The organism is Streptomyces sp. TOM-9 (assembly GCF_056858595.1).
In genome coordinates this window covers 8,216,270-8,238,781 of record NZ_JBXEQB010000001.1, presented here as the reverse complement: position 1 = coordinate 8,238,781, position 22,512 = coordinate 8,216,270, and the positions used below count along the sequence as shown (strand labels likewise).

Genomic DNA, 22,512 nt, shown 5'->3' with positions numbered 1-22,512 from the left:
GGGACCGGCGGGCATGCGCGCCCGCCGGTCCCGCGCGGGCGGTCAGCCTCGCAGGTAGAAGCGGATGGTGGTGCCGTCGCCTGCGGTGCGCTGGCGCACCAGGTCGGCGATGCGGTGGACCATCAACAGGCCCCTGCCGTGGGGCCGGTCCCGTGACGCGGGGTGGCGGCCGGCGAGCGGGTCGGTCAGCCGTCCGCGGTCGTGCACCTCGCACACCACGTGGCCGTCCCCCGCCCAGACGCGGACGACGCCCGACCCGCCGCCGTGCAGCACGCTGTTCGTGATCAGTTCGCCGGCGGCGAGGGAGAACTCGGCGAGCCGCTCGCCGCCCAGGCCCAGTCGGCGTGCCTCGGCCGTCGCGGCGTGCCGGGCGTCGGCGAGTTGCGGCTCCGCGAAGCCGAAGGCGAGGGCGCCGTGCGGGGGTTGCGGCAGCCGGTTGTGCGCGGCGATCACCCGGCGCGGTGCGTAGTGCGCGCTGCGTTCCTCGCGGTCGCCGTCGACCACCACGGGATGCGTGGCGCGGGCCTCCGCCAGCACCGCGGCGTCCAGCCGGGCGGCGTCGTAGGGGCACAGGATCGTCACGGGGCGTCCGGCGAACGCCATGTTGATCAGCGCCTCGTGCTGGGCGCACGCCGGGTACTCCAGGGCGCTCCGCCCGGGCCAGACGGGCTCCCCGATGATCCGTACCCGTCCGGTGGGCCGGGTGTCGGCGAAGGACCGCAGCACACCGGGGATGATGCGACCGGGATTGCGCCCGGCCCGCTCCATGTCGACCCAGTGCACCTCGGCGCCGCGCGGGCCCAACGCGGCGCGCAACTGGGCGAGACGGGGTGGGGGAACGGCCACGGCGACCGGCTCCCCGGCGGCCATCCCGTCCAGCAGGAAAGGCACCGTGGCGGCCGTGTACTCCCGTGCGTTCCGGTAGAACAGCGCGGGGTGCACGAACGGCCCGGCGTCGGAGACCTCGCCGACCTCGCTCAGCACGTCGTCCACCTCCCACCCCCGGGCCGACCTTACCAACCGGTTCCGGGGGGTGGGGGGCGCCGACGAGGCGTCAGCTGTCGTAGTCGACCGTCAGGTTGTCGGACTCCGGGTAGCTCTGGCAGGTCAGCACGTAGCCCGCGTCGACCTCGGACGCCTCGAGGGCGAAGTTGCGGCGCATCTCGGCCTTGCCGTCGGTGACGAGCGCGCGGCAGGTACCGCAGACGCCGCCCTTGCAGGCGAAGGGCAGATCGGGCCGGGTGCGCTGGGCGCCGTCGAGGACGCTGCGGTCACGGGGCAGCGCGGCCGTGGTCGTACGGCCGTCGAGGACGATGGTGACCTGGCTGACCGGGCCCTCGGCCACGGCGTCCTCGTGGTGCACCGGGGTCACGGGCTCGTCGTCCGCGTAGAACAGCTCCTGGTGCACCCGGTCCCCGGGCACGCCGAGGCCGGCGAGGACCTGCTGGGCGTCGACGACCATGCCGTGCGGGCCGCACAGCCACCAGTGGTCGGCGTTCGGGACGTCGACGAGGCCCTCGACGAGGGTGGCGAGCCGTCCGGCGTCGAGGCGGCCGGAGAGCACCTCGGCCTCGCGCGGCTCCCGCGAGAGCACGTGGGCGAGCTGGAACCGGGCGGGGTACAGGTCCTTCAGCTCGGCGAGCTCGTCGGCGAACATCACGGTGTCGGTGCGCCGGTTGCCGTAGAAGAGCGTGACCCGGGACCCGAGATCGGCGGCGAGGACGGACTCGGCGATGGAGAGCATCGGGGTGATGCCGGAGCCCGCGGCGATGAGTACATGGTGCCCGGACGCGCTGAGGTCGGGGGTGAAGGCGCCGGTGGGGCCCATGACCTCGACGGTGTCGCCCGGACGTACCTCGTGCACCAGCCACGACGAGAACAGGCCGCCGGGCACTACGCGCACCCCGATGCGGGGGGTGGCGCCGGCGGGCGAGCAGATGGAGTACGAGCGTCGCTCGTCCCGGCCGTCGACCTCGCGGCGCAGCGTGAGGGACTGACCGGGGGCGAAGGCGAACTCCCCGGCCAGCTCCTGCGGTATGTCGAAGCTGACGGCGGCGGCGTCCTCGCAGAGCGGCTCGACCGCGGCGACCCGCAGGGCGTGGAAGGCCGGGCGGCGGCGGACGCGCGGGGCCGGCGCCTGCGGGGCGGGGATGGTCGGGGCCATCAGATCTCCTTGACGTACTCGAACGGCTCCAGGCAGGCACGGCAGCGCCACAGGGCCTTGCAGGAGGTGGCGGCGAAGCGCGAGGTCTCCTCGGTGTCCGCCGAGCCGCAGCGGGGGCAGGCGACGTCGCGCCGGGTGGCGGTGAGCACCAGCGGCACCGGCCCGGTGGCGCGCCGGGGTGCGGGACCGGGGGGTGCGATGCCGTGCTCGGCGAGCTTGCGGCGGCCCTCGGGGGTGATCCAGTCGGTCGTCCACGGCGGGTCCAGGACGGTGCGGATCTCGACCCGGTCGAAGCCCGCGGCGCGCAGCCGGGCGGCCACGTCGGCGCGCATCTCCGCCATGGCCGGGCAGCCCGAGTAGGTGGGGGTGAGGGCGGCCACGACCGTGCCGTCCCCGGTGACCTCGACGTCACGCAGGACGCCGAGATCGGCCAGGGTCAGCATGGGCAGCTCGGGGTCCGGTACCTCGGCGGCGACGCGGGCCGCCCGGTGCGCGTCGGTGAGCACGGTCACGGCGCTCACCAGACCGCTCCTGGGTGTGCGCGGGCGATGCCCTGCAACTCCGCGAGCAGCGGGGCGAGGTGTTCGGTGCGGTCGCCCTCACGGCCGTGGCCGGGCAGGGGATCGGCCTGGACCGGAGGCAGCCCGGCGGCCCCGGTGACCTGGCGCAGCGCGGCGGTCACCTCGTCCCGCACACCGGCCGGGTCGGCCCCGCACGTGGCGCCGGCCGTGAACAGTTCCTCCAGGTAGGGGGCGACCTGTTCCAGGCCGGCCCGCATGCGGCGGTGCGACTCCTCGGTGCCGTCGCCGAGCCGTACCACCCACTCGGCGGCGTACTGCCGGTGGTAGGTCAGCTCGTTGACGCCCTTGGCGGCGACGGCGGCGAGCACCGGGTCCTGCGCGGTGCGGGCGAGCCGCTCGAAGACGGCGAGCCGCCAGCAGGACGTGACGAGCAGCCGGGCCATGGAGAACGCGAAGTCCCCGCAGGGAAGTTCGGCCAGGCGGACGTTGCGGAAGTCGGCGGCGTCCCGCAGGTACGCGTAGGCGTCCTCGTCGCGACCGGTGCCGTCCACCTGACCGGCGCGGGAGTAGAGCAGACGGGCCTGGCCGAGCAGGTCGAGCCCGATGTTGGCGAGCGCCACCTCCTCCTCCAGCTCCGGCGCGCGGGTGCACCACTCGGCCAGGCGCTGGGCGCCCACCAGGGCGTCGTCGCCCAGCGCCAGGCAGTGGGCGGCCAGCTCCGCGGCGTCCACACCCTCGGGCACGGCGGTGTCGACGCCGTGCAGCGGGTCCTCGAAGCCGGTGCCGAAGGCCCAGCGGGCGTCGCTGTCCTCGTGCCCCTCGGCCAGGGACAGGTAGACGTGCTCGTCGCTCATGCCCTGCTCCTAGATGTGGGGGACGTCTTCGGGGATGTCGTAGAAGGTGGGGTGCCGGTAGACCTTGTCTGCGCTGGGCGTGAAGAAGGGGTCCTTCTCGTCCCGCGTGGACGCGGCGATGTACTCCGAGCGCACCACCCAGATGCTCACGCCCTCGTTGCGCCGCGTGTACAGGTCGCGGGCGTGGGTGAGGGCCATGCGGTCGTCGGCCGCGTGCAGGGAGCCGACGTGGACGTGGTTCAGGCCGCGCTTGCCGCGGACGAACACCTCGTACAGGGGCCACTCGGCCCGGGTCGTGCTGTCGCCGGTGGTGCTCATGCCACGGCTCCTTCCTCTGCCCGGGCCGCCTGCTTGGCGGCGTGGGCGGTCGCGGCCTCGCGCACCCAGGCGCCTTCCTCGTGTGCGGAGCGGCGGCGTTCCATCCGCTCGGCGTTGCACGGCCCGTCGCCGCTGATGACGCGCTGCAGCTCCGACCAGTCGGGGGTGCCGAAGTCGTGCCGGCCGCGCTCCTCGTTCCAGCGCAGCTCCGGGTCGGGCAGGGTCACGCCGAGCTTGTCGGCCTGCGGGACGGTCATGTCGACGAACCGCCGGCGCAGCTCGTCGTTGCTGTGGCGCTTGATCTTCCAGGCCATCGACGCGGCCGAGTTGGGCGAGTCGCCGTCGGGCGGCCCGAACATCATCAGCGACGGCCACCACCAGCGGTCCACCGCGTCCTGCACCATCTCCCGCTGGGCCTGCGTGCCGCGCATCATCGTCATCAGCAGCTCGTAGCCCTGCCGCTGGTGGAAGGACTCCTCCTTGCAGATGCGCACCATGGCGCGGGCGTACGGCCCGTAGGAGGAGCGGCACAGCGGCACCTGGTTGCAGATCGCCGCGCCGTCGACGAACCAGCCGATGACGCCGACGTCGGCGAAGCTGAGGGTCGGGTAGTTGAAGATCGAGGAGTACTTCTGACGGCCCTCGATCAGACGCTGCGTGAGCTCCGCGCGGTCGATGCCCAGGGTCTCGGCGGCCGAGTAGAGGTACAGCCCGTGGCCGGCCTCGTCCTGGACCTTCGCGAACAGGATGGCCTTGCGGCGCAACGACGGGGCACGGGTGATCCACTCGCCCTCGGGCTGCATGCCGATGATCTCCGAGTGCGCGTGCTGCGCGATCTGCCGGATCAGCGTCCTGCGGTAGCCGTCGGGCATCCAGTCCCGCGGCTCGATGCGCTGGTCCCGCGCGATCGTGGCGTCGAAGTGCTCCTGGAGCGGCGCCTGCGCGCCCTCCGGCGGCACGGTGGCGTTCGGTGTGGTCATCGATACCAGCTTCCCCTACCGACCATTCGTTCGGTTACAGTCTGACGAACTTTGCCGCACCCGGCAAGCCCTGTGGACGACGGTCGCCCGCGGTCCGCCGAAGCCTGCGCTCACACCCGCTCCACCAGCATCGCCACACCCTGACCGACGCCCACGCAGAGGGTGGCGAGGCCGCGGCGGCCACCCTCGCGCTCCAGGCGGCCGAGGAGGGTGAGCAGGATGCGGGCGCCCGAGCAGCCCAGCGGGTGGCCGAGCGCGATCGCGCCGCCGTCGGCGTTGACCCGCTCCTCGTCCAGCTTCAGACGGCGGACGACCGCGAGGGCCTGGGCGGCGAAGGCCTCGTTGAGTTCGACGGCGTCCAGGTCGCCGGTCTGCCATCCGGCGCGGGCGAGGGCCTTCTCCGTCGCCGGGACGGGACCGAGGCCCATGAGGTGGGGCTCGACCCCGGCGGTGGCGGAGGTGACGATCCTGGCGCGGGGCGTGAGGCCGTACCGCTCGACGGCCGCGCGGCCGGCGACCACGAGAGCCGCGGCGCCGTCGGAGAGCGGCGAGGAGGAGCCGGCGGTCACGATGCCGTCCTTGCGGAAGATGGTGCGCAGGGTCCCGAGCTTCTCCAGGGTGGTGGAGGGACGCGGGCCCTCGTCACGGGTGACCTCGCCGTCCTTGACGGCGACCGGCACGATCTCGCGGTCGAAACGGCCGGCCTCCTGGGCCGCGACGGCCCGCCGGTGGCTGCGCAGCGCGAAGGCGTCGGAGTCGGCGCGGCTGATCCCGTCCAGGGCGGCGACCTCCTCCGCGGTCTCCCCCATGGACAGCGTGTCCTCGGCGGTGAAGCGCGGGTTGGTGAAGCGCCAGCCCAGGGAGGTGTCGTACACCTCGCCGGGCTTGGCCCACGGGGTGCCGGGCTTGGCCATCACCCAGGGGGCACGGGTCATGGACTCCACACCGCCGGCGACCACCAGGTCGGCCTCGCCGGAGCGGATCGCCTGCGCCGCCGAGGCGACGGCGGTGAGCCCGGAGGCGCACAGCCGGTTGACGGTGTAGCCGGGCACCGTGTGCGGCAGGCCGGCCAGCAGCACGGCCATCCGGGCGACGTCGCGGTTGTCCTCGCCCGCCTGGTTGGCGGCGCCGAGGATCACCTCGTCCACGGACCCGGCCGGGATCCCGGCGCGGCTCACGGCCTCGCCGACCACCAGGGCCGCCAGGTCGTCGGGGCGCACGGAGGCCAGGGCGCCGCCGTAACGGCCCTGCGGGGTGCGCGCGCCGTCGATCAGGAAGACCTCGTCTGCGGGTAGCGCGGGGAGGTGCTGGGACATGCGTTCCACCTCTTGACAGGCAGTTCGGATGCTGGATTACCTTGGGTGCCGCACGCTAACCGAATGTTCGGTCGGTTCACAAGGGTGGTGACGATCGTGAGGGATGCCATGGACGCGACCAAGGGCCCGGCGGAGAGCATGTTCGCCGCCGACAAGGCGTCGCAGAGCCTGGGCATCGAGCTGCTGGAGACCGGCGAGGGCACGGCCGTGCTGCGCATGGCCGTCACGCCCGCGATGGTCAACGGGCACGGGATCGCCCACGGGGGCTACCTCTTCCTGTTCGCCGACACCGCCTTCGCCTGCGCCTGCAACAGCCACGGCCCGGTGACGGTGGCCGCCGGGGCGGACATCTCCTTCGTCGCCCCCGTCCACGAGGGCGACGAACTGGTCGCCATCGCACAGGAACGCACCCGCTTCGGCCGCAGCGGCATCTACGACGTGAGCATCCTGCGGGGCGACCAGGTGGTGGCGGAGTTCCGCGGGCGCAGCCGCAGCATCGGACGCACGAAGGAGAACGGATGAGCAGCGAGCCGACGGACCGGGCGACCGCGGGGGCGCGCCTGGGAGAGCCGCTCCCCGACGGCTTGCTGGACGCCGCCGAGAAGCTGGGCCCCGGAGAGCTGCGGGAGCTGCAGCTCACCCGGCTCCGGGCGACGCTGCGCCACGCGTACGACAACGTCGAGGCCTACCGGAAGAAGTTCGACGAGGCCGGACTGCGCCCCGAGGACTGCGCGGGCCTGGACGACCTGGCGCGCTTCCCGTTCACCACCAAGGCCGACCTGCGCGACAACTACCCCTTCGGCATGTTCGCCGTGCCCATGGACCAGGTGCGCCGCGTCCACGCCTCCAGTGGCACGACCGGCCTGCCGACCGTGGTGGGCTACACCGAGAACGACCTGTCCATGTGGTCCGACGTGGTGGCCCGTTCCATACGTGCCGCCGGCGGGCGCCCCGGCCACAAGGTGCACGTCTCCTACGGCTACGGCCTGTTCACCGGCGGCCTGGGCGCGCACTACGGCGCGGAGCGCGCCGGGTGCACGGTGATCCCCGCCTCCGGCGGCATGACGGCCCGTCAAGTGCAGATCATCCAGGACTTCCAGCCCGAGATCATCATGGTCACCCCGTCGTACATGCTGACCCTGCTGGACGAGTTCGAGCGCCAGGGCGTCGACCCGCGCGGCACCTCGCTGCGGATCGGCATCTTCGGCGCGGAGCCGTGGACGGAGGAGATGCGCCGGGAGATCGAGGAGCGCATGGACATCCACGCCGTCGACATCTACGGCCTGTCCGAGGTGATCGGCCCGGGCGTCGCCCAGGAGTGCGTGGAGACCAAGGACGGCCTGCACGTGTGGGAGGACCACTTCTACCCCGAGGTGGTGGACCCGATCACGGGCGAGCCGGTGCCGGAGGGCGAGGAGGGCGAGCTGGTCTTCACCTCCCTCACCAAGGAGGCGCTGCCGATCATCCGTTACCGCACCCGTGACCTGACCCGGCTGCTGCCCGGCACCGCGCGCCCCGCCTTCCGCCGCGTCCAGAAGATCACCGGCCGCTCCGACGACATGATCATCCTGCGCGGGGTGAACGTCTTCCCCAGCCAGATCGAGGAGATCGTGCTGCGCACGCCCGGTGTGGCCCCGCACTTCCAGATCCGGCTCACCAAGCGCGGCCGCATGGACCACATGGAGGTCGTCGTCGAGGCGCGCCCCGACGCCGGGGCCGTGTCGCGCGAGGAGGCGGCACGCTCCATCGCGGCGGGCGTCAAGGACGGCGTGGGCGTCAGCGTCGAGGTGACGGTCGTCGACCCCGACACCGTCGAGCGGTCCGTCGGCAAGATCCGCCGCGTACGGGACCTGCGGGCCGTGTAGCGGCGCGCCCCCACACCCTCACACCCACACCCACACCCCCTCGGCTGCATCGCGTTGACATGCAGCCGTCCGGCTGCCTATGTTCGACAGGCAGCCGGACGGCTGCGTTTCCGGGGCGGCGGGGAAGCGGGATGGACGAGGTCTTCAAGGCGCTGGCCGACGCCAGCCGCCGGCGGCTGCTGGACAGCCTCAACGCACGCAACGGGCAGACCCTGCGCGAGCTGTGCGCGGGGCTGGACATGGCCCGCCAGTCGGTCAGCAAGCACCTGGCCGTACTGGAGGAGGCCCGGCTGGTCACCACGGTCCGGCGGGGCCGGGAGAAGCTGCACTACCTCAACGCCGCACCGATCAACGCCGTCGCCGAACGATGGATCGACCGGTACGACCGCGAGCGCGCGCGGGCGCTCGCCGACCTCCAGAGGGCATTGGAGCAGCCACCCATGAGCGAGTCCGCATTCGTCTACACGACCTACGTCCGCACCACGCCCGAGCGCCTCTGGCAGGCGCTGACCGACCCGGCGTTCACGCGCCGCTACTGGGGCGTCGCCTTCGAGACCGACTGGGCGGCCGGCTCGGCCATGGTCTGGGAGGAGGGCGGCGCCCGCACCGCCGATCCCGCCCAGGTCGTGCTGGAGTCCGATCCGCCGCGCCGGCTCTCCTACACCTGGCACACCTTCACCCCTCAGTGGGCTCGGAACGCGGGGGTGAGCGAGGAGGTCCGCACCCGGCTGGCCGGGGATCGCCGCTCCCAGGTGACGTTCGAGATCGAACCGCTCGGGGAGACGGTCAGGCTGACCGTCGTCCACGAGGCCCACGACCCGGACAGCGGGGTGCTGGGCATGGTCTCCCAGGGCTGGCCCGCCCTCGTGTCGGGCCTGAAGACGCTGCTGGAGACGGGCGAGCCGCTGCCCGGGCCGCAAGGCCGCTGACCGCCCCGCCACGCCCCGCCCCGGCACATGGTGCGGGAGCCTCCCGCACCACGTGCCGGGGCGGGTCAGGTCAGTTGACCGCCAGGACCGCCGTGTTGTTGGTGGCGTCCGGGTCGTACGGGAACTCGCCGAACTCCGGGTGGATGCTCACCGCACCTGTCGTGCCGGGCACCGCGGTGTCGATCCGCAGCGAGAAGTCGTACGAGCGCTCGGTGTTCTCCAGCACCCAGTACGGCAGGGCGCAGTCGTAGCGCGGCGCCCCCGTCTCCTGCGGGTAGTAGCCGCCGGAGAGCGTGTGCGGGTCACAGCCGGACGGGACGCCGGTGACCTTGGTGCCCGCGGGGACGATCAGCCGGACCTTCGCGACGGGGTCGCCGGAGCCGAGGTTGCCGAGCCAGGCCGGACCGTTGTTGCGGAACGTGAGCCGGGCCGTCACCGTCTCGCCCGCCGCACCGGTGACCGCGTCGCCGGTCACCGCGAAGTCCGCGGTGTTGTCGGCGCTGACGCCGACCACCGTGTAGTTGTCACGGCTCTCGAGGTCCTCGGCGCCCCCGCCGGGCTCGACGCTGATGTCGAGCCGCTCGTTCATCGCGTACGGGGCGAGCACCGCCTTGAGCTTCTTGGGCAGCCGGAATGAGTCCCCCGGCGCCAGCACCCGGTCGAAGGTGCACGTCGCGAAGGTCATCGGCGCGTACTCGCCGTCGTTCGACGTCGTGTAGGTGCAGCGCTTGTACTTGGTCAGCTTCTGGATGCCGTACGAGGCCATGAACTTCAGCGTGAAGCCCTGCGCGCTCTCGTTGCCGTTGTTGGTCAGCCCGAACGGGAGCCGCACCGTGGCGCCGGGGGCGGCGTGCTGGACCGGGGCGATCTCCGCGAGCGACAGGTCCGGGCCGGAGGAGACGGTGAGCATGGTGTCGGAATCGCCCCGCGGGGCGGTGAGGGTGCCGTCGGGGCCGCCGACGGCGGTCGCCTCGTAGGTGATCCGGCCGGACGCCCCGCCCGCCGCACCGTCCGCCGCGCGTACCGAGAGGTGGATCTGCCTGCTGTAGTCGCCGCCGATCACGGGCACCTCGGGCACGTGGCAGACGGCGATCGTGCCGCTGGGCGTGCAGTTCTCCGGCCAGGTCACCTCCGCGACGCCCGCGACCCCGGAGACGTCCACGGTGACCTCGCCGTCGGTGACCGTGAAGTTGTCGTTGTCGTGGTAGATGCCGATGTCGAGCGTGCGCGTCTGCGGTTCTCCGCCGCCCGTGCCGAGGGGCAGCGGCAGTTCGGACGGTGCGTTGATCCACAGCTGGTCGGTCTCGGCGGCGGCGGCGTGCGCGGGCACGGCGAGACCGGCCACGAACAGGCCGGCCGCCGCGACGGCAGAGGCTCCACGGCGCAGCGAGCGCCCGACGGAGTCAGATCGCATGACTCTTCCCCAAGGGTGTGGCCACATCAGTGGTGCACCGGGGTCTCCGGTGCACCCCTACGACGATCAAGGAAGAGCGAAGGTTGTACGGTCTTCCACCTCAACTCCGCATGATGAGGTCGCACTTCACGTCGTCCTCAGAGGCGCGCACGCAGGAAGGCCAGTGCCTCCTCGTCGTCGTCGACGGCGCCGCCCTCGTGCCCGTTCCAGGGCCAGACGGCGATCTCCTTGGGTCCCGCGTACGCGTTGTACGCGGCGAAGACCGTGGAGGGCGGCGTGATCTCGTCCATCAGGGCCGCGGAGAAGCGGGCCGGGACCCGGGCGCGGGCGGCGAAGTTGACGCCGTCGAAGTAGGACAGGGTGCGCATGGCCCGCTCGGCGTTGCCGCGGTGCACGGCGAGGTAGCGGCCGATCTCACGGTACGGGTCCGCGTCCGTGATCACCGTGGCCCGGGGGAAGTCGCACAGGAACGGCACGTGCGCCACCAGGGCGTGGACCTCCGGGGCGAGGGCGGCCACGGCGAGCGCGGTGCCGCCGCCCTGGCTCGCGCCGAGGACGGCGATCCGGCCGGGGTCCACCGAGGGCAGCGTGCGGACCGCGTCCACGGCGCGGACGGCGTCCGTGAACAGGCGGCGGTAGTAGTACGTGCGGGGGTCGTCGATGCCACGGGTCATCATCCCGGGGGCCTGCGGGCCCGTGGTGCCGGAGTCGGGGGTGTCGCCGCGGCTCCAGCCCGATCCCTGGCCACGGGTGTCCATGTGGAGGTGGGCGAAACCCGCCGACGCCCACAGCAGGTTGTCCAGGGCGTGGCCCCGGCCGCCGCCGTAGCCGACGTACTGGACGACCGCGGGCAGCGGTCCCTCGGCACCGTGCGGCAGCCGCAGCCAGGCCCGCACCGGCTCACCGCCGTAGCCGGGGAAGGTGACGTCGAAGACGCGCACCGTGTGCAGCCGCGGCCCGGGCGCGGGGGTGACGGTGACGGCCGCGGTCCCGGCGGCGCGCGACTCGGCGAGCGTCGTGCTCCAGAAGTCGTCGAAGTCGGCGGGCGCGGTCTGGGTGCTGCGGTGATCCCGCAGTTCGGCCTCGGGGAGATCGGTGAACAACGTCGGCTCCGTGGTCAGGGGGCGAGAGGCCGGTAGTCGAACCAGTCGATGTCGGCGACGGCGGTGGAGGAGGCGCCGTGGGCGGTGGCGTACGGGCCGAGCCAGACGCCGAGGAAGCCGCCCGCGCGGGGCGAGCTGAGGAATCCGCCGTCCACGGAGGTCAGTTCGGCCTCCGCCTCGGGCCCGGCGCCGGCGGGGGCGTAGCGCAGCCCGTAGCGCTGGCCCTCGGCGTGGATGCGCAGGACCACCGGGCCAGCGGGCAACGGTGCCTGTGCGAGCAGGTGTTGCTCGCCCCGTGTACGGACCGCGGCGAGCACGCGGCGGCCGCCGCGCCCGTCACCGGCCACCGCGAGCACCAGATGGTCCGCCTCGGACTGGCGGACGGCGAGCCCCGCCCACTCCTGCGGCGTCCCGGGCGCCACGTCGAGGAGCGCGGACACGCTGACCTCCTGGTGCTGCTGGCGCCGGCCCAGGAAGCAGGGGGTGCCGGCGTCGGCGAGCGTGGAGGGCCCGAGGGGCAGCCGCAGCGAGCCGGGACGTCCGGTGAGCGACCAGAAGGGTTCCCCGGTGCGCACCTGGTTCCACCGCGGGTCCAGCCGTGGGCCGTCGAAGTCGTCGCGCACCGGCTCCGGGTGGGGATCATGAGGGGACCCGGCGACCGCGGGCGGACGGAACGGGCCGAGCGTGGTGCCGACGCCGGGCGCGAAGAGCGGCCAGCCGTCCTCCCAGCGCACCGGGACGAGGAAGGTCTCCCGCCCGAGGTTGGGGTGGTACCCGCCGTACGGGCGGCTGCCCAGCAGCACCGCCCACCACTGCCCCTGCGCCGTGCGCACCAGGTCGGCGTGGCCGACGCCCACGACGGGGAAGTCACGGCCCAGGTGCCGGTGGGTGAACACCGGATTGGCCGGGTTCCCGGTGTACGGACCGGTGACGTGGTCGGCGCGGGCGACGCTGACGGCGTGCCCGTGCTCGGTGCCGCCCTCCGCCGCCAGCAGGTAGTAGCGGCCGTCCACCGCGTACAGGTGGGGTCCCTCGGCCCACACGGCGCCGTGCAGCGCCCCGCGCCACAGCAGGTGCTCGGGGCCGGTGAGGGTCAGCTCCGCGGCGTCGAACTCCCGCAGCCAGACGTCGGTCTGCCCCTCCCACTCCCCCGGTTCCGCGAGCCGCGTGCCGGTGCACCAGGCGCGGCCGTCGTCGTCGAAGAACAGGGAGGGGTCGATGCCGGGCGCGTCGTCCAGCCACACCGGGTCGCTCCACGGCCCGGCGGGGTCGGTGGCGGTGACGACGAAGGTGCCGCTCCGGCCGGTGCCGCCCACCAGGGTGGTCACGACGTAGAAGCGGCCCTGGTGGTGCCGGATCGTCGCGGCGAAGATCCCCTCGGAGGAGGCGACGGTGCCGAGGTCCACCTGCGAGGGCCGGTCCAGGACGTGCCCGATCGGCCGCCAGTGGACCAGGTCGCGGCTGTGGAACACCGGGATGCCCGGGAAGTACTCGAACGTCGAGTTCACCAGGTAGAAGTCGGCCCCGACCCGGCAGACACTCGGGTCGGGATGGCAGCCCGGCAGGACGGGGTTGGCGACGTTCGCCGTCGACACGGCCGCCTCCCCCGTCCCTTCGGGCAGGCTCACCTGGACTCCTCCGGTGCGCCGGTGACCAGCGCGTGCAGCCGCCGGGTGTGGTCCACCTGCCGCGCCGGGCCGGTGAGTTCCGCCCGTACGGTGAACCGGACGTCGGTGCTGGAGGCCGCCAGCCGCACCTCCAGCTCCCCCGGTTCCACGACGCGGCGGCCGTCCCGGCCGGTGAAGGCGGCGACGTCGGCGGGGACCGTGACGCCGATGCGCCGCGCCTCGCCCGCCTCCAGCGGCACCCGGAGGTAGCCGACGAGCCGCTGCACCGGCTGGACGACGGAGGCGATCGGGTCGTGCAGGTAGACCTGGACGACCTCGCTGCCCGCGCGACCGCCGGTGTTGCGGACGGTGAAGGACAGTTCGACCTCGCCGTCGGTGCCGGTGACGGCCCGGCCGTCGGCGCCGCCGTGCACCTGCGGCGCCGACCACTCGAAGGCCGTGTACGTCAGCCCGTGGCCGAAGCCGAAGGCCGCGGCCGGGTCGATGTTGGAGACCTCGCTGGCCCGCGCGAGCGGCGCGGCGAGGTAGGTGGAGGGCTGGACGCCCGGGTGCCGGGGCACGCTCACCGGCAGCCGCCCGGACGGGTTGATCCGCCCGCTCAGCACTCCGGCCAGAGCCGGGGTGCCCTCCTGTCCCGGGAAGAAGGTCTGGACGACGGCCGCGGCCTCCTCCACGGCCCGTCCGAGGGCGTACGGGCGGCCGGCCAGCAGGGTGAGCACGACGGGCGTCCCCGTGTCGAGGAGCGCGTCGAGCAGCCGCTGCTGCACGCCGGGCAGGGTGAGCGACTCCGCGTCGCAGCCCTCGCCGCTGGTGCCGCGGCCGAAGAGCCCGGCGCGGTCGCCCAGCGCGGCGACCACCACGTCGGCGTCCAGGGCCGCGCGCACGGCCGCCGCGATGCCGGAGACATCGCTGTCATCGACGCCGCAGCCCGCCACGGTCACGATCTCGGAGCCGGGGAACTCCGCCACCAGGGCCTGGCGCAGCGTGGGCAGGTCGATGCCGAGCGGGGTGTCCGGGTGCTGGGCGCCGACGTGCACGGGGAAGGAGTAGCAGCCCAGCACGGCGGTCGGGGTCTGCGCCTGGGGACCGACGAGCGCGATGCGGGCGGGCCGCCCCAGGGGCAGGGTGCCGTCGTTGCTCAGCAGGACGGCGGACCGCTCGGCGAGGCGCCGCGACAGGTCCCGGTGGGCGGCGGAGTTCAGGTCGACCGTGCCGCGCAGGCCCTGCGGGTCGGTGAGGTCGGCCCCGGCGAGCGCGGACGGCACCGGGCTCCACCCGGGGTCGAGCAGGCCGAGCTGCGCCTTCTGGGTCAGGACGCGGCGCAGCGCGCGGTCCACGAGCTTCTCGTCGACCAGGCCCGCGGCGACGGCGTCCCGCAGCGGCTGCCCGAAGGTCTTGACGGTGGGGAGCTCCACGTCCACGCCGGCGTGCAGCGCGGTGCCCGCGGCGTCCGCCCAGTCGGCCGCGACGCCGTGCAGGGTCTTGAGGAAGGCGATCCCGAAGTAGTCGGCGACCACGGTCCCGTCGAAGCCCCAGGTGTCCCGGAGCAGCCCCGTGAGCAGTTCCTCGTCGGCGGCCGAAGGGACGCCGTCGGTGTCGGTGTACGCGTGCATCACGGACCGGACGCCGCTCTCCCGGACCGCCATCTCGAAGGGCGGCAGGACGACGTCGGCGCGCTCGCGCGGGCCCATGCTGACCGGCGCCAGGTTGCGCCCGGCGCGGGAGGCGGAGTAGCCGGCGAAGTGCTTCAGGGTGGCCACGATGCCCGCGGACTCCAGGCCCTGGATGTACGCGGTGGCGATGGTCCCGACGAGGTACGGGTCCTCGCCGATCGTCTCCTCGACCCGGCCCCAGCGCGCGTCGCGCACGACGTCGAGGACCGGGGCCAGACCCTGGTGGACGCCGACGGAGCGCATGTCGCGGCCGATGGCCGCGGCCATCACCCGGACCAGCTCGGGGTCGAAGGAGGCGCCCCAGGACAGCGGGACGGGGTAGGTGGTCGCTCCCCAGGCCGCGAAGCCCGCGAGGCACTCCTCGTGGGCCATGGCCGGGATGCCGAACCGGTTGGCCCCGGCGATCCGCTGCTGGGTGCGCATCAGGGACAGCGCGCCCAGGGCGGGGTCGACGGGGACGGTGCCGAAGGGGCGGGTGAGCTGTCCGAGGCCGTCCGGCAGGAGGTCGTCCAGACGGGGCGGCTCGTCCATGTCGTGCTGGTGGGGGGCCACTTCGGCGCCCTCGCTGGAGGCGCCGACCCAGACGCCGTAGAGCTGGGCGATCTTCTCGCCCAGGGTCATGTCGCGGATCAGCGCCTCGACGCGGGAGTCGGCGGTCACGTTGTCGTTCACTTTCCTCCGACGCCCATGAGCCCCTGCACGAGGGCACGGCGGGCGAACAGGTAGACGAGCAGGACGGGGATCGTGGACAGCACCACCGCGGCCAGCAGGCCGGGGATGTTGATGCCGTACTGGGTCCGGAAGTTGTAGAGGCCCAGCGTGATCACCTTGGTCTCCTCGGACTGGGTGAGCACGAGGGGGAAGAGGAAGCCGTTCCACGCCTGCAGGGCGGAGAAGACGACGATCGTCGACAGTCCGCTGCCGGACAGCGGCAGGACGAGCTGGAAGAAGGTCCGCCGGACGGAGGCGCCGTCCATGGCCATCGCCTCGAACAGGTCGGAGGTGATGTCGCGCATCGTGCCGGTCAGGATCAGCGTGCACACCGGCAGGCAGAACGCCGCCGTCGGCAGGATGACGCCGATGAGGTTGTCGTAGAGCCCGGCCTTGCTGATGACGTAGAACATCGGGACGATCACGGCCTGCGCGGGGATGGCCAGGCCCAGCAGGAAGAGCCGGAACACCCCGGAGGTGCCGCGACCCCGGTTGCGGACGATGGTGAACGCCAGCGGCGGCACGAGCAGCAGCACGATGGCCACCACGCTGACCGTGACGACGACCGTGTTGAGGAAGTACTGCCCGAAGCCGTTGCTGAAGTCCTGGACGTAGTTGTCCAGCGTGAAGGAGCGGGGGAAGGCCAGCGGGCCGCCCGCGCTGTACGCCTCGCGCGTCTGCACGGTGGCGCCGAGCATGACGTACAGCGGCAGACCCACCAGCGCGAGCCACAGCAGGGCGCCCAGGCCCGCCAGGTAGTTGGGGCGGCGCCTCATCAGAGCCCCTCCTTGGTGCCGGCCATCTTGTCGTAGCCGGAGACGCGGACGACGATCAGCGAGATCACGGTGGCGACGACGACGAGCATCAGCGCGACCCCGGCGCCCGCGCCGAAGTCGAACCCCTTGAAGGCCTTGTCGTACATGTAGTAGGCGCTGATGGTGGTGTCGGTGCCGGGGCCGCCCTGGGTGAGGATCAGCACCGTGTCGAAGGTGGTGAGACCGCCGACGATCATCAGGATCATCGAGGTGATGATCGAGTTGCGCAGCTGCGGCAGCGTGATGTGGAAGAACTGCCGTACGGTGCCGGCGCCGTCGATCTGCGCGGCCTGGTAGAGCACCTGCGGGATCGCCCGGGTCGCGCCCTGGTAGATCAGGGCGTGGAACGGGGTGAACTGCCAGGTGCTGACGAACACCAGCACGCCGATCGCGGCGGTCTGCGTGCCGAAGAGGTTGCCGTCGCCGAACAGCCAGCGCGCCTGCGAGGGCACACCGAAGTTCGGGTCGAGCAGCGCGCGCCACAGCACCGACACAGCGGTCGCGGACAGCAGCAGCGGCACGAAGAAGACCGCCGACAGCACGGCGCGGTTGCGCTGGGGACCGGCCGCCCACACGCCGAGCAGGATGCTCAGCGGGGTCTGGACGACGACGCCCAGCACGGTGAGCAGCACGCTCAGCCAGAGGCTCTTGATCATGACGGGGTCCTGGAAGACCCGGACCCAGGTGTCGAAGCCCGCGAACTCGGGCGAGCCCAGTCCGCTCCAGGTGGTGAAGGACAGGACCGCCACCAGCACCAGCGGCACGACGGCGAACAGGGCGAAGAAGATCGTGGCGGGGAGCGCCCAGGCGAGGCCCGGCCGGCCGATGGTACGGCCGACCGGGCGCTGCGTCTGCCGCTTGCCCGTCACGGAGGCAGCGAGGGAGACCATGCGGGACGTCGCTCTCAGGAGGTGGGCAGGGCCTGCATGGCCTTGATGAAGCCGTCCGCGTCGACCTGGCCGTTGAAGAACTGCTGCACGGCCTGGTGGATCGGCGTGATGCCCGACGGCGGGTAGGCCTGGTCCCACGACAGCTGGAACGAGGGCGCCTTCTGGACCAGGTCGAACTGGTACTTCAGGTAGTCCGGGTTGTCGGCCGAGTCGAGGAACTTGGTGGTGTTCGTGGTGGTCGGCAGGTTGCCGATGGCCAGCTGCTGCTTCACGAAGTCGTCGGAGTACATCAGCTTGAGGAAGTCCGCGACGGCTTCCGGGTGCTCGGTCTTCTTCAGCACCGAGTAGAAGTTGTTGGTGTTGCCGACGACGTTCGCGGCGTCACCCTTGCCGCCGGTGACGGTCGGGAAGTTGGTGTAGCCGAGGTCGTTCTTGGCGAAGTCCGGGCTGGCGTCCTGCTGCGTGGAGTACTCCCACGAGCCCATGAGCTCGAAGCCGGCCTTGCCACTGGCGAGGAGCTGGGGCGAGCCGCCGTCGGTGAACTTCACCGAGTCGAAGTTGGTGCCGAAGGCGCCGGCGTCGATGAGCTCCTTGAGCATGCCCAGCGCCTTCTTGCTGTCCTCGCTCTCCCAGGCGCTCTTGTCGCCGCCGAGCGCCTTGGTGAACAGCTCCGGGCCGGCGACGCGGTCGTAGAGGTACTCGAACCACATCAGCGTCGGCCACTGGTCGCCGCCGCCGAGCGCGATCGGGGTGACGCCCTTGGCCTTGAGCTTCTTGACCGCGTCGATGAGCTCGTCCCAGGTCTGCGGGGGCTGCACGCCGGCGTCGGCGAGGACCTTCTTGTTGTTGAACATCAGCACCGGCTGGGTGCCGCGCATCGGCACGCCGTAGGACTTGCCGTCGACGACCGCCGTGTTGAAGACCGAGGACAGGAAGTTGTCCTTCAGGCCCGGGTCCTTCTTGATGAAGTCGTCGAGCGGGAGCAGCAGACCGGCCTTCACGAACGGCTGGATGCTGCCGCCACCCCAGTTGAAGAAGACGTCGGGGGCCTGCTTGGTGTTGATGACGGTCTGCAGCTTCTGCTGGTAGTCCGCACCGGGGACCGTGTCGAGGACGGCCTTGACCTTCGAGGTCTTGTTGAACTCGGCGACGATCGCCTTCTCCACCTTGTTCGCGGAGTCGCCGTACACGAGGACGTGAATCGTCCCGGAATCGCCCCCCGCGGAGGCGCCATCACCGCCGCAGGCGGTCAGGGTCAGGCCCAGTGCCAGTGTCGCGCCGCCGGCGACGGCACGGGGGAACCACGCACGCTTCTTCATGATCGACCTCTCGAAAGTTTCGGCCGCTTTGCCGAAATTCGCCTGACGACGGACCGTAGGCTCCCTCTTCGCCGGGGTCAACAGCGTGGAATTGACGCGACCAAACCGTTACCGAATGGCGGTGCTCTATCCTGTGCCGCATGCGTGATGATGAGACCGAGGGCCGTATCACCCTGGCCGACGTGGCTTCGAAAGCGGGCGTGTCACTTTCGACAGTTTCGAAGGTGCTCAACGGACGTCCCGATGTGGCCGCGCCGACCCGGAGCAAGGTCGAGCGCCTCCTGGAGGCGAACGGCTACCAGCGCCCCTCCCCCACCCAGCCCGAGTCGCGGCTGATCGAGATCGTCTTCCACGAGCTCGAGAGCGTCTGGGCGATGGAGCTCATCCGGGGCGTGGAGAACGTCGCCAAGAGCCGCAACATGAGCGTGGTGCTCACCGAGAGCGGCACCCGCCACGCCCCCGGCCCCGAGTGGATCGAGGGCGTGCTGCGCCGCCGGCCGCTCGGCGTCGTCCTGGTCTTCTCCTCGCTGCCCGACGACATCAAGCGCAAGCTGCGCTCACGGGCCATCAACTTCGTGATCATCGACCCGGCCGGCGACCCCGAACCCGACGTCCCGTCCGTGGGCTCGGCGAACTGGGCCGGCGGCGTCGCGGCCACCCGGCACCTCATCGACCTCGGCCACCGCCGCATCGGCATCATCACCGGGCCCGACGACATGCTCTGCTCCCTGGCCCGCCTGGACGGCTTCCGCTCGGCCATGGGCATGGCGGGGCTCACCGTCGACAACGACCTGATCCGCTACGGGGACTTCCACGTCCAGGGCGGGCACGACGGGGCCATCGCCCTGCTGGAGCGGCCCGACCCGCCGACCGCCATCTTCGCCGGCAGCGACCTGCAGGCGCTCGGCGTCCTGGAGGCGGCCCGGGTCAAGGGTCTGCAGGTGCCGCGCGACCTGTCCGTGGTGGGCTACGACGACATCCCGCTCGCCCAGTGGGCGAGCCCGTCGCTCACCACCGTCAACCAGCCGCTGGTCGAGATGGCCGAGGAGGCCGCCCGGATGCTGCTCCGGCTGTCCCAGCCCGACGAGGTCGGCGACAAGAGCAACACCCGTATGGAGCTGGGCGTCAGACTGGTCGTCAGGAAGAGCACGGCACCGCCGCGCGACGCCGGGGCGACGCGCGGGGACTGACCCCCGGAAGGGCGCGGAGCAGGCGCACGGCATCGCCGGCGGGGGCGCGGGGCGCCCTCGCGGACGACGGTGTGACGAAGGCCACACCCGATGTCAACGCCTTTCGGAGTGGCGGTGATTACCACGGGCGGGTGGCGGGAAATGCTCGCTATGGCCGAGGCCGAGAGCCCGGTCTGCCCCGCTGGTGGGCGTTCTTCTGAGGGGGAGATGCACCCATGCGCACCCATGCACGACACAGCCGCGGCGAACGCACGCTGGTGGCGCTCGAGGAGGAGCACGAACGTCGCGAGCCGTTCGAGCTGCTGACGGCGGACGACGCCGAAGACGCCTTCGACGACGAAGGCTTTGAGATCTTCCGGGTGCACTGCCCCGACTGTGCCCGCCCGATCGCGCTCTTCACCGACGAGGACGTCCTGCCGCAGCACGCGCTGTGCGCCTCGCCGTGGAACCCCTTCGGGCTGACGGTCTGCCCCGGCTCGGGGCGTGCCACCGCCGAGGCCTCGCCGGCCCCCGGCGACGCCCGGGACGACGACACGGAGTGGGGCGCGCTGCTGACGCTCCCCGCCGGGCTGGACTGGCGCACGCAGCCGTTCTCCCACGTGGGCGGACCCGGTTCGCAGCCGATCCGCGTGCCGTTCCAGCGCGCGGCCTGACCCGCGCCCACCGTACGCACGGTGCCGCGCCGCCCCCGCCGGGCGGCGCGGCACGACCGTCTCAGCGCTCCTTGCTCTCCGGGCCTGCGAGGCTGCGGGCGATCACCATGCGCTGGATCTGGTTGGTGCCCTCGACGATCTGCAGCACCTTGGCCTCGCGCATGTACCGCTCGACGGGGAAGTCGGCGGTGTAGCCGTAGCCCCCGAGCAGCTGCACCGCGTCCGTGGTCACCTGCATCGCGGCGTCCGTGCAGAACAGCTTGGCCATGGCCGCCTGCCGGGAGAACGGCCGGCCCGCGTCCCGCAGCCGGGCGGCCGCGAGGTACAGCGCCCGGCCGGCCTCGATCTTGGTGGCCATGTCGGCGATCATGAAGCGCAGCCCCTGGAAGTCCACGACGGGACGGCCGAACTGCTGCCGGGTCATCCCGTACGCGAGCGCCTCGTCGAGCGCGGCCTGGGCGACGCCGATGGCGCAGGCGGCGATGCCGAGGCGGCCGGAGTCGAGCGCGGCCAGCGCGATGGTGAAGCCCTGGCCCTCGTCGCCGACGCGGCGGCTGTCGGGGACGGTCACGCCGTCGAAGTGGACCTGGGCCGTGGGCGAACCCTTCATGCCCATCTTCTTCTCCGGGACCGCCGCGGTCAGGCCCTCCGCGTCGCCGGGCACCAGGTACGCGGTGATGCCGCGCGGGCCCTCGGCGCCGCTGCGGGCCAGCACCGTGTAGAAGTCCGCGACACCGCCGTGGGTGATCCACGCCTTGGTGCCTTCGATCCGCCACGCGTCGCCCTCGCGGGTGGCACGGGTCCGCAGGGACGCGGCGTCGGAGCCGGAGGAGGGCTCGGAAAGGCTGTAGGCACCGAGCAGGGAGCCGCCGAGCATGGCCGGCAGGTGCTCGGTGCGCTGCTCCTTGCTGCCGAACTGGGCGACCGCGTGGCAGGCCAGGGTGTGCACGCTCACCCCGAGACCGACGGTCAGCCGCGCCGCCGCCAGTTCCTCCAGGACCTGCAGGTAGACCTCGTACGGCTGGCCACCGCCGCCGTACTCCTCCGGGTAGGGCAGTCCGAGCAGCCCCGCCTCGCCGATGAGGCGGAAGACCTCGCGCGGGAAGACGCCCGCGTCCTCCTCCTCGGCCGCCTTGGGCTTGATCTCCCGCTGGGCCAGCTCGCGTACGAGCGCGAGCAGGTCGCGGGCCTCCTCGGTGGGAAGCTGTCGGTCCACCGGCTGAAGGCCGTCGTGGGACATGGCGGCACTCTCCTCCCTGTCGGGCGCTGCGGCGGCGTCCGCACAGGGTGTGGCGGCGCTACCGGGTTGTCGACCGTAGACCGATGGTCTCCTGCCGGGTCACGGCATGGTCCGACCTGCGGCTTCGGCGCGTTGGAGTATGCCCGATCGGAGGTGTCGGAGTCACGGGGTGCCAGGCCCTCCGGAGCGTGCGGCGGCGGATTTTTTCATACCGCGCGCCCGTGGGCGGGCTTTTCGCAAGGCTGTACGGGTCATGGGGCCGTTCGGGTTAGCGTCGTCCCGCGCGCGGTGCGCGTGCGGGGCGTGTGTCGCCCGCGCCAGGAGTCGAGGAAAGGTGATGCCGGTGTCCGTGTTCCGTGCGTGGGGCCCGAAGGTGGCCGCGGTGGCGGTCGTCGCGCTGGCGGTGGCGGGCTGCGGCGGCCAGGACACGGATGCGGCGGGCGGTCCGGTCGCCCTGGAGCGGATCGGCGAGGCCGTCGGGTGCACCCCGCAGCTGCAGACCGACGTGAAGGAACTGCGCCAGGGGGCGTGCACGACGGCACGCGGTGCCTATGTGATGCTCACCTTCACCAGCGAGGCCGGCCAGAAGTCGTGGCTGGAGGAGGCGGAGCCGTACGGCGGCTCCTACCTGATCGGGGAGCGCTGGGTGGTGGAGGCGGATCCCGAGGCGCTGGCGCCGGTGCGCGAGAAGCTGGGCGGCAGGGTCGAGGAGGGGGCGCACCACGGCGGCCACTCCGCCGCGTCGCCCTCGGCACCCGCGTCCGCCACGAGCCGCTAGCGGGCCGGGAAGGCCCCGCCCCGTCGCCCTCCGCGGCGCTCCGCGAGCGCGGCCGCCGGTCGGACCGCACCGTCAAGTCCCGAACATCAGCGACGTGACGTGCACCGACGGCCGAAGCCTACTGGAGGCGTGTGCGCGACCTGCCGACCGG

Annotated in this window: 21 protein-coding genes; 6 read left to right on the top strand and 15 right to left on the bottom strand. The window is 72.5% G+C overall.

Going from position 1 to position 22,512, the window contains the following annotated elements; genetic code table 11:
- Nucleotides 1-42: 42 nt before the first annotated feature.
- From AC1VWI_RS37935 to AC1VWI_RS37905, 7 genes are all read right to left on the bottom strand, one after another.
- The gene (locus tag AC1VWI_RS37935; protein ID WP_499517010.1) at nt 43-984 is read right to left on the bottom strand and encodes an anti-sigma factor RsbA family regulatory protein; all 942 of its coding nucleotides are present in this window, start codon (nt 982-984) and stop codon (nt 43-45) included.
- A 70-nt stretch (nt 985-1,054) separates the two neighbouring features.
- Nucleotides 1,055-2,164, bottom strand: coding sequence for a 1,2-phenylacetyl-CoA epoxidase subunit PaaE (paaE, locus tag AC1VWI_RS37930; protein ID WP_499515563.1), 1,110 nt, complete (start codon nt 2,162-2,164; stop codon nt 1,055-1,057).
- Complete coding sequence (gene paaD / locus AC1VWI_RS37925) at nt 2,164-2,685, bottom strand: 1,2-phenylacetyl-CoA epoxidase subunit PaaD (RefSeq protein WP_499515562.1); 522 nt, start codon at nt 2,683-2,685, stop codon at nt 2,164-2,166. The genes paaE and paaD overlap by 1 nt, the downstream gene beginning before the upstream one ends.
- Nucleotides 2,682-3,539: a 1,2-phenylacetyl-CoA epoxidase subunit PaaC gene (gene paaC, locus AC1VWI_RS37920; protein ID WP_499515561.1), complete on the bottom strand. Its 858-nt coding sequence runs from the start codon at nt 3,537-3,539 to the stop codon at nt 2,682-2,684. The genes paaD and paaC overlap by 4 nt, the downstream gene beginning before the upstream one ends.
- A 9-nt stretch (nt 3,540-3,548) precedes the next feature.
- Nucleotides 3,549-3,857 (bottom strand): 1,2-phenylacetyl-CoA epoxidase subunit PaaB, encoded by a 309-nt coding sequence (paaB, locus tag AC1VWI_RS37915; protein ID WP_499515560.1) that lies wholly within the window; start codon nt 3,855-3,857, stop codon nt 3,549-3,551.
- Nucleotides 3,854-4,837, bottom strand: coding sequence for a 1,2-phenylacetyl-CoA epoxidase subunit PaaA (gene paaA, locus AC1VWI_RS37910; protein WP_499515559.1), 984 nt, complete (start codon nt 4,835-4,837; stop codon nt 3,854-3,856). Before paaA ends, paaB begins: the two co-directional genes overlap by 4 nt.
- A 110-nt stretch (nt 4,838-4,947) precedes the next feature.
- Complete coding sequence (locus AC1VWI_RS37905) at nt 4,948-6,153, bottom strand: thiolase family protein (RefSeq protein ID WP_499515558.1); 1,206 nt, start codon at nt 6,151-6,153, stop codon at nt 4,948-4,950.
- 108 nt (nt 6,154-6,261) lie between these two features.
- Here AC1VWI_RS37905 and paaI point away from each other — a divergent pair, with 108 nt between their 5' ends.
- The 3 genes from paaI to AC1VWI_RS37890 all read left to right on the top strand — a co-directional run bounded on the left by paaI (nt 6,262) and on the right by AC1VWI_RS37890 (nt 8,947).
- A complete protein-coding gene (gene paaI, locus AC1VWI_RS37900) occupies nt 6,262-6,675 on the top strand; it encodes a hydroxyphenylacetyl-CoA thioesterase PaaI (RefSeq protein ID WP_499515557.1) in 414 nt (137 codons plus the stop codon).
- Nucleotides 6,672-8,018, top strand: a complete 1,347-nt coding sequence (paaK, locus tag AC1VWI_RS37895; RefSeq protein WP_499515556.1) for a phenylacetate--CoA ligase PaaK — start codon at nt 6,672-6,674, stop codon at nt 8,016-8,018. The genes paaI and paaK overlap by 4 nt, the downstream gene beginning before the upstream one ends.
- A 131-nt stretch (nt 8,019-8,149) precedes the next feature.
- The gene (locus AC1VWI_RS37890; protein WP_499515555.1) at nt 8,150-8,947 is read left to right on the top strand and encodes an ArsR/SmtB family transcription factor; all 798 of its coding nucleotides are present in this window, start codon (nt 8,150-8,152) and stop codon (nt 8,945-8,947) included.
- 70 nt (nt 8,948-9,017) lie between these two features.
- Here AC1VWI_RS37890 and AC1VWI_RS37885 read toward each other — a convergent pair whose 3' ends face one another.
- The 7 genes from AC1VWI_RS37885 to AC1VWI_RS37855 all read right to left on the bottom strand — a co-directional run bounded on the left by AC1VWI_RS37885 (nt 9,018) and on the right by AC1VWI_RS37855 (nt 18,500).
- The gene (locus tag AC1VWI_RS37885) at nt 9,018-10,361 is read right to left on the bottom strand and encodes a COG1361 family protein (RefSeq protein WP_499515554.1); all 1,344 of its coding nucleotides are present in this window, start codon (nt 10,359-10,361) and stop codon (nt 9,018-9,020) included.
- A 137-nt stretch (nt 10,362-10,498) separates the two neighbouring features.
- Nucleotides 10,499-11,464: an acetylxylan esterase gene (locus AC1VWI_RS37880; protein WP_499515553.1), complete on the bottom strand. Its 966-nt coding sequence runs from the start codon at nt 11,462-11,464 to the stop codon at nt 10,499-10,501.
- A 14-nt stretch (nt 11,465-11,478) separates the two neighbouring features.
- Complete coding sequence (locus AC1VWI_RS37875) at nt 11,479-13,092, bottom strand: glycoside hydrolase family 43 protein (RefSeq protein ID WP_499515552.1); 1,614 nt, start codon at nt 13,090-13,092, stop codon at nt 11,479-11,481.
- Nucleotides 13,089-15,437 carry a beta-xylosidase/alpha-l-arabinosidase gene (locus tag AC1VWI_RS37870; protein ID WP_499515551.1) on the bottom strand — a complete coding sequence of 783 codons (2,349 nt, stop codon included), beginning with the start codon at nt 15,435-15,437 and terminating at the stop codon, nt 13,089-13,091. Before AC1VWI_RS37870 ends, AC1VWI_RS37875 begins: the two co-directional genes overlap by 4 nt.
- Complete coding sequence (locus tag AC1VWI_RS37865) at nt 15,434-16,252, bottom strand: carbohydrate ABC transporter permease (RefSeq protein WP_499515550.1); 819 nt, start codon at nt 16,250-16,252, stop codon at nt 15,434-15,436. Before AC1VWI_RS37865 ends, AC1VWI_RS37870 begins: the two co-directional genes overlap by 4 nt.
- On the bottom strand, nt 16,252-17,181 hold the full coding sequence (locus AC1VWI_RS37860) for a carbohydrate ABC transporter permease (protein WP_499515549.1): 930 nt from the start codon (nt 17,179-17,181) through the stop codon (nt 16,252-16,254). The genes AC1VWI_RS37865 and AC1VWI_RS37860 overlap by 1 nt, the downstream gene beginning before the upstream one ends.
- 14 nt (nt 17,182-17,195) lie before the next feature.
- Nucleotides 17,196-18,500, bottom strand: a complete 1,305-nt coding sequence (locus tag AC1VWI_RS37855) for an ABC transporter substrate-binding protein (protein ID WP_499515548.1) — start codon at nt 18,498-18,500, stop codon at nt 17,196-17,198.
- A gap of 140 nt (nt 18,501-18,640) precedes the next feature.
- On the opposite strand from AC1VWI_RS37855, the gene AC1VWI_RS37850 reads away from it, so the two are divergent.
- On the top strand, nt 18,641-19,690 hold the full coding sequence (locus AC1VWI_RS37850; protein ID WP_499515547.1) for a LacI family DNA-binding transcriptional regulator: 1,050 nt from the start codon (nt 18,641-18,643) through the stop codon (nt 19,688-19,690).
- A 215-nt stretch (nt 19,691-19,905) separates the two neighbouring features.
- Entirely contained in the window at nt 19,906-20,343 is a 438-nt protein-coding gene (locus AC1VWI_RS37845; protein ID WP_499515546.1) for a hypothetical protein, read from the top strand.
- A gap of 61 nt (nt 20,344-20,404) precedes the next feature.
- Here AC1VWI_RS37845 and AC1VWI_RS37840 read toward each other — a convergent pair whose 3' ends face one another.
- Nucleotides 20,405-21,583 (bottom strand): acyl-CoA dehydrogenase family protein, encoded by a 1,179-nt coding sequence (locus AC1VWI_RS37840; protein ID WP_499515545.1) that lies wholly within the window; start codon nt 21,581-21,583, stop codon nt 20,405-20,407.
- A gap of 343 nt (nt 21,584-21,926) precedes the next feature.
- Between AC1VWI_RS37840 and AC1VWI_RS37835 the strand changes: the two genes are divergently transcribed.
- On the top strand, nt 21,927-22,361 hold the full coding sequence (locus tag AC1VWI_RS37835) for a hypothetical protein (protein ID WP_499515544.1): 435 nt from the start codon (nt 21,927-21,929) through the stop codon (nt 22,359-22,361).
- Nucleotides 22,362-22,512: the final 151 nt, after the last annotated feature.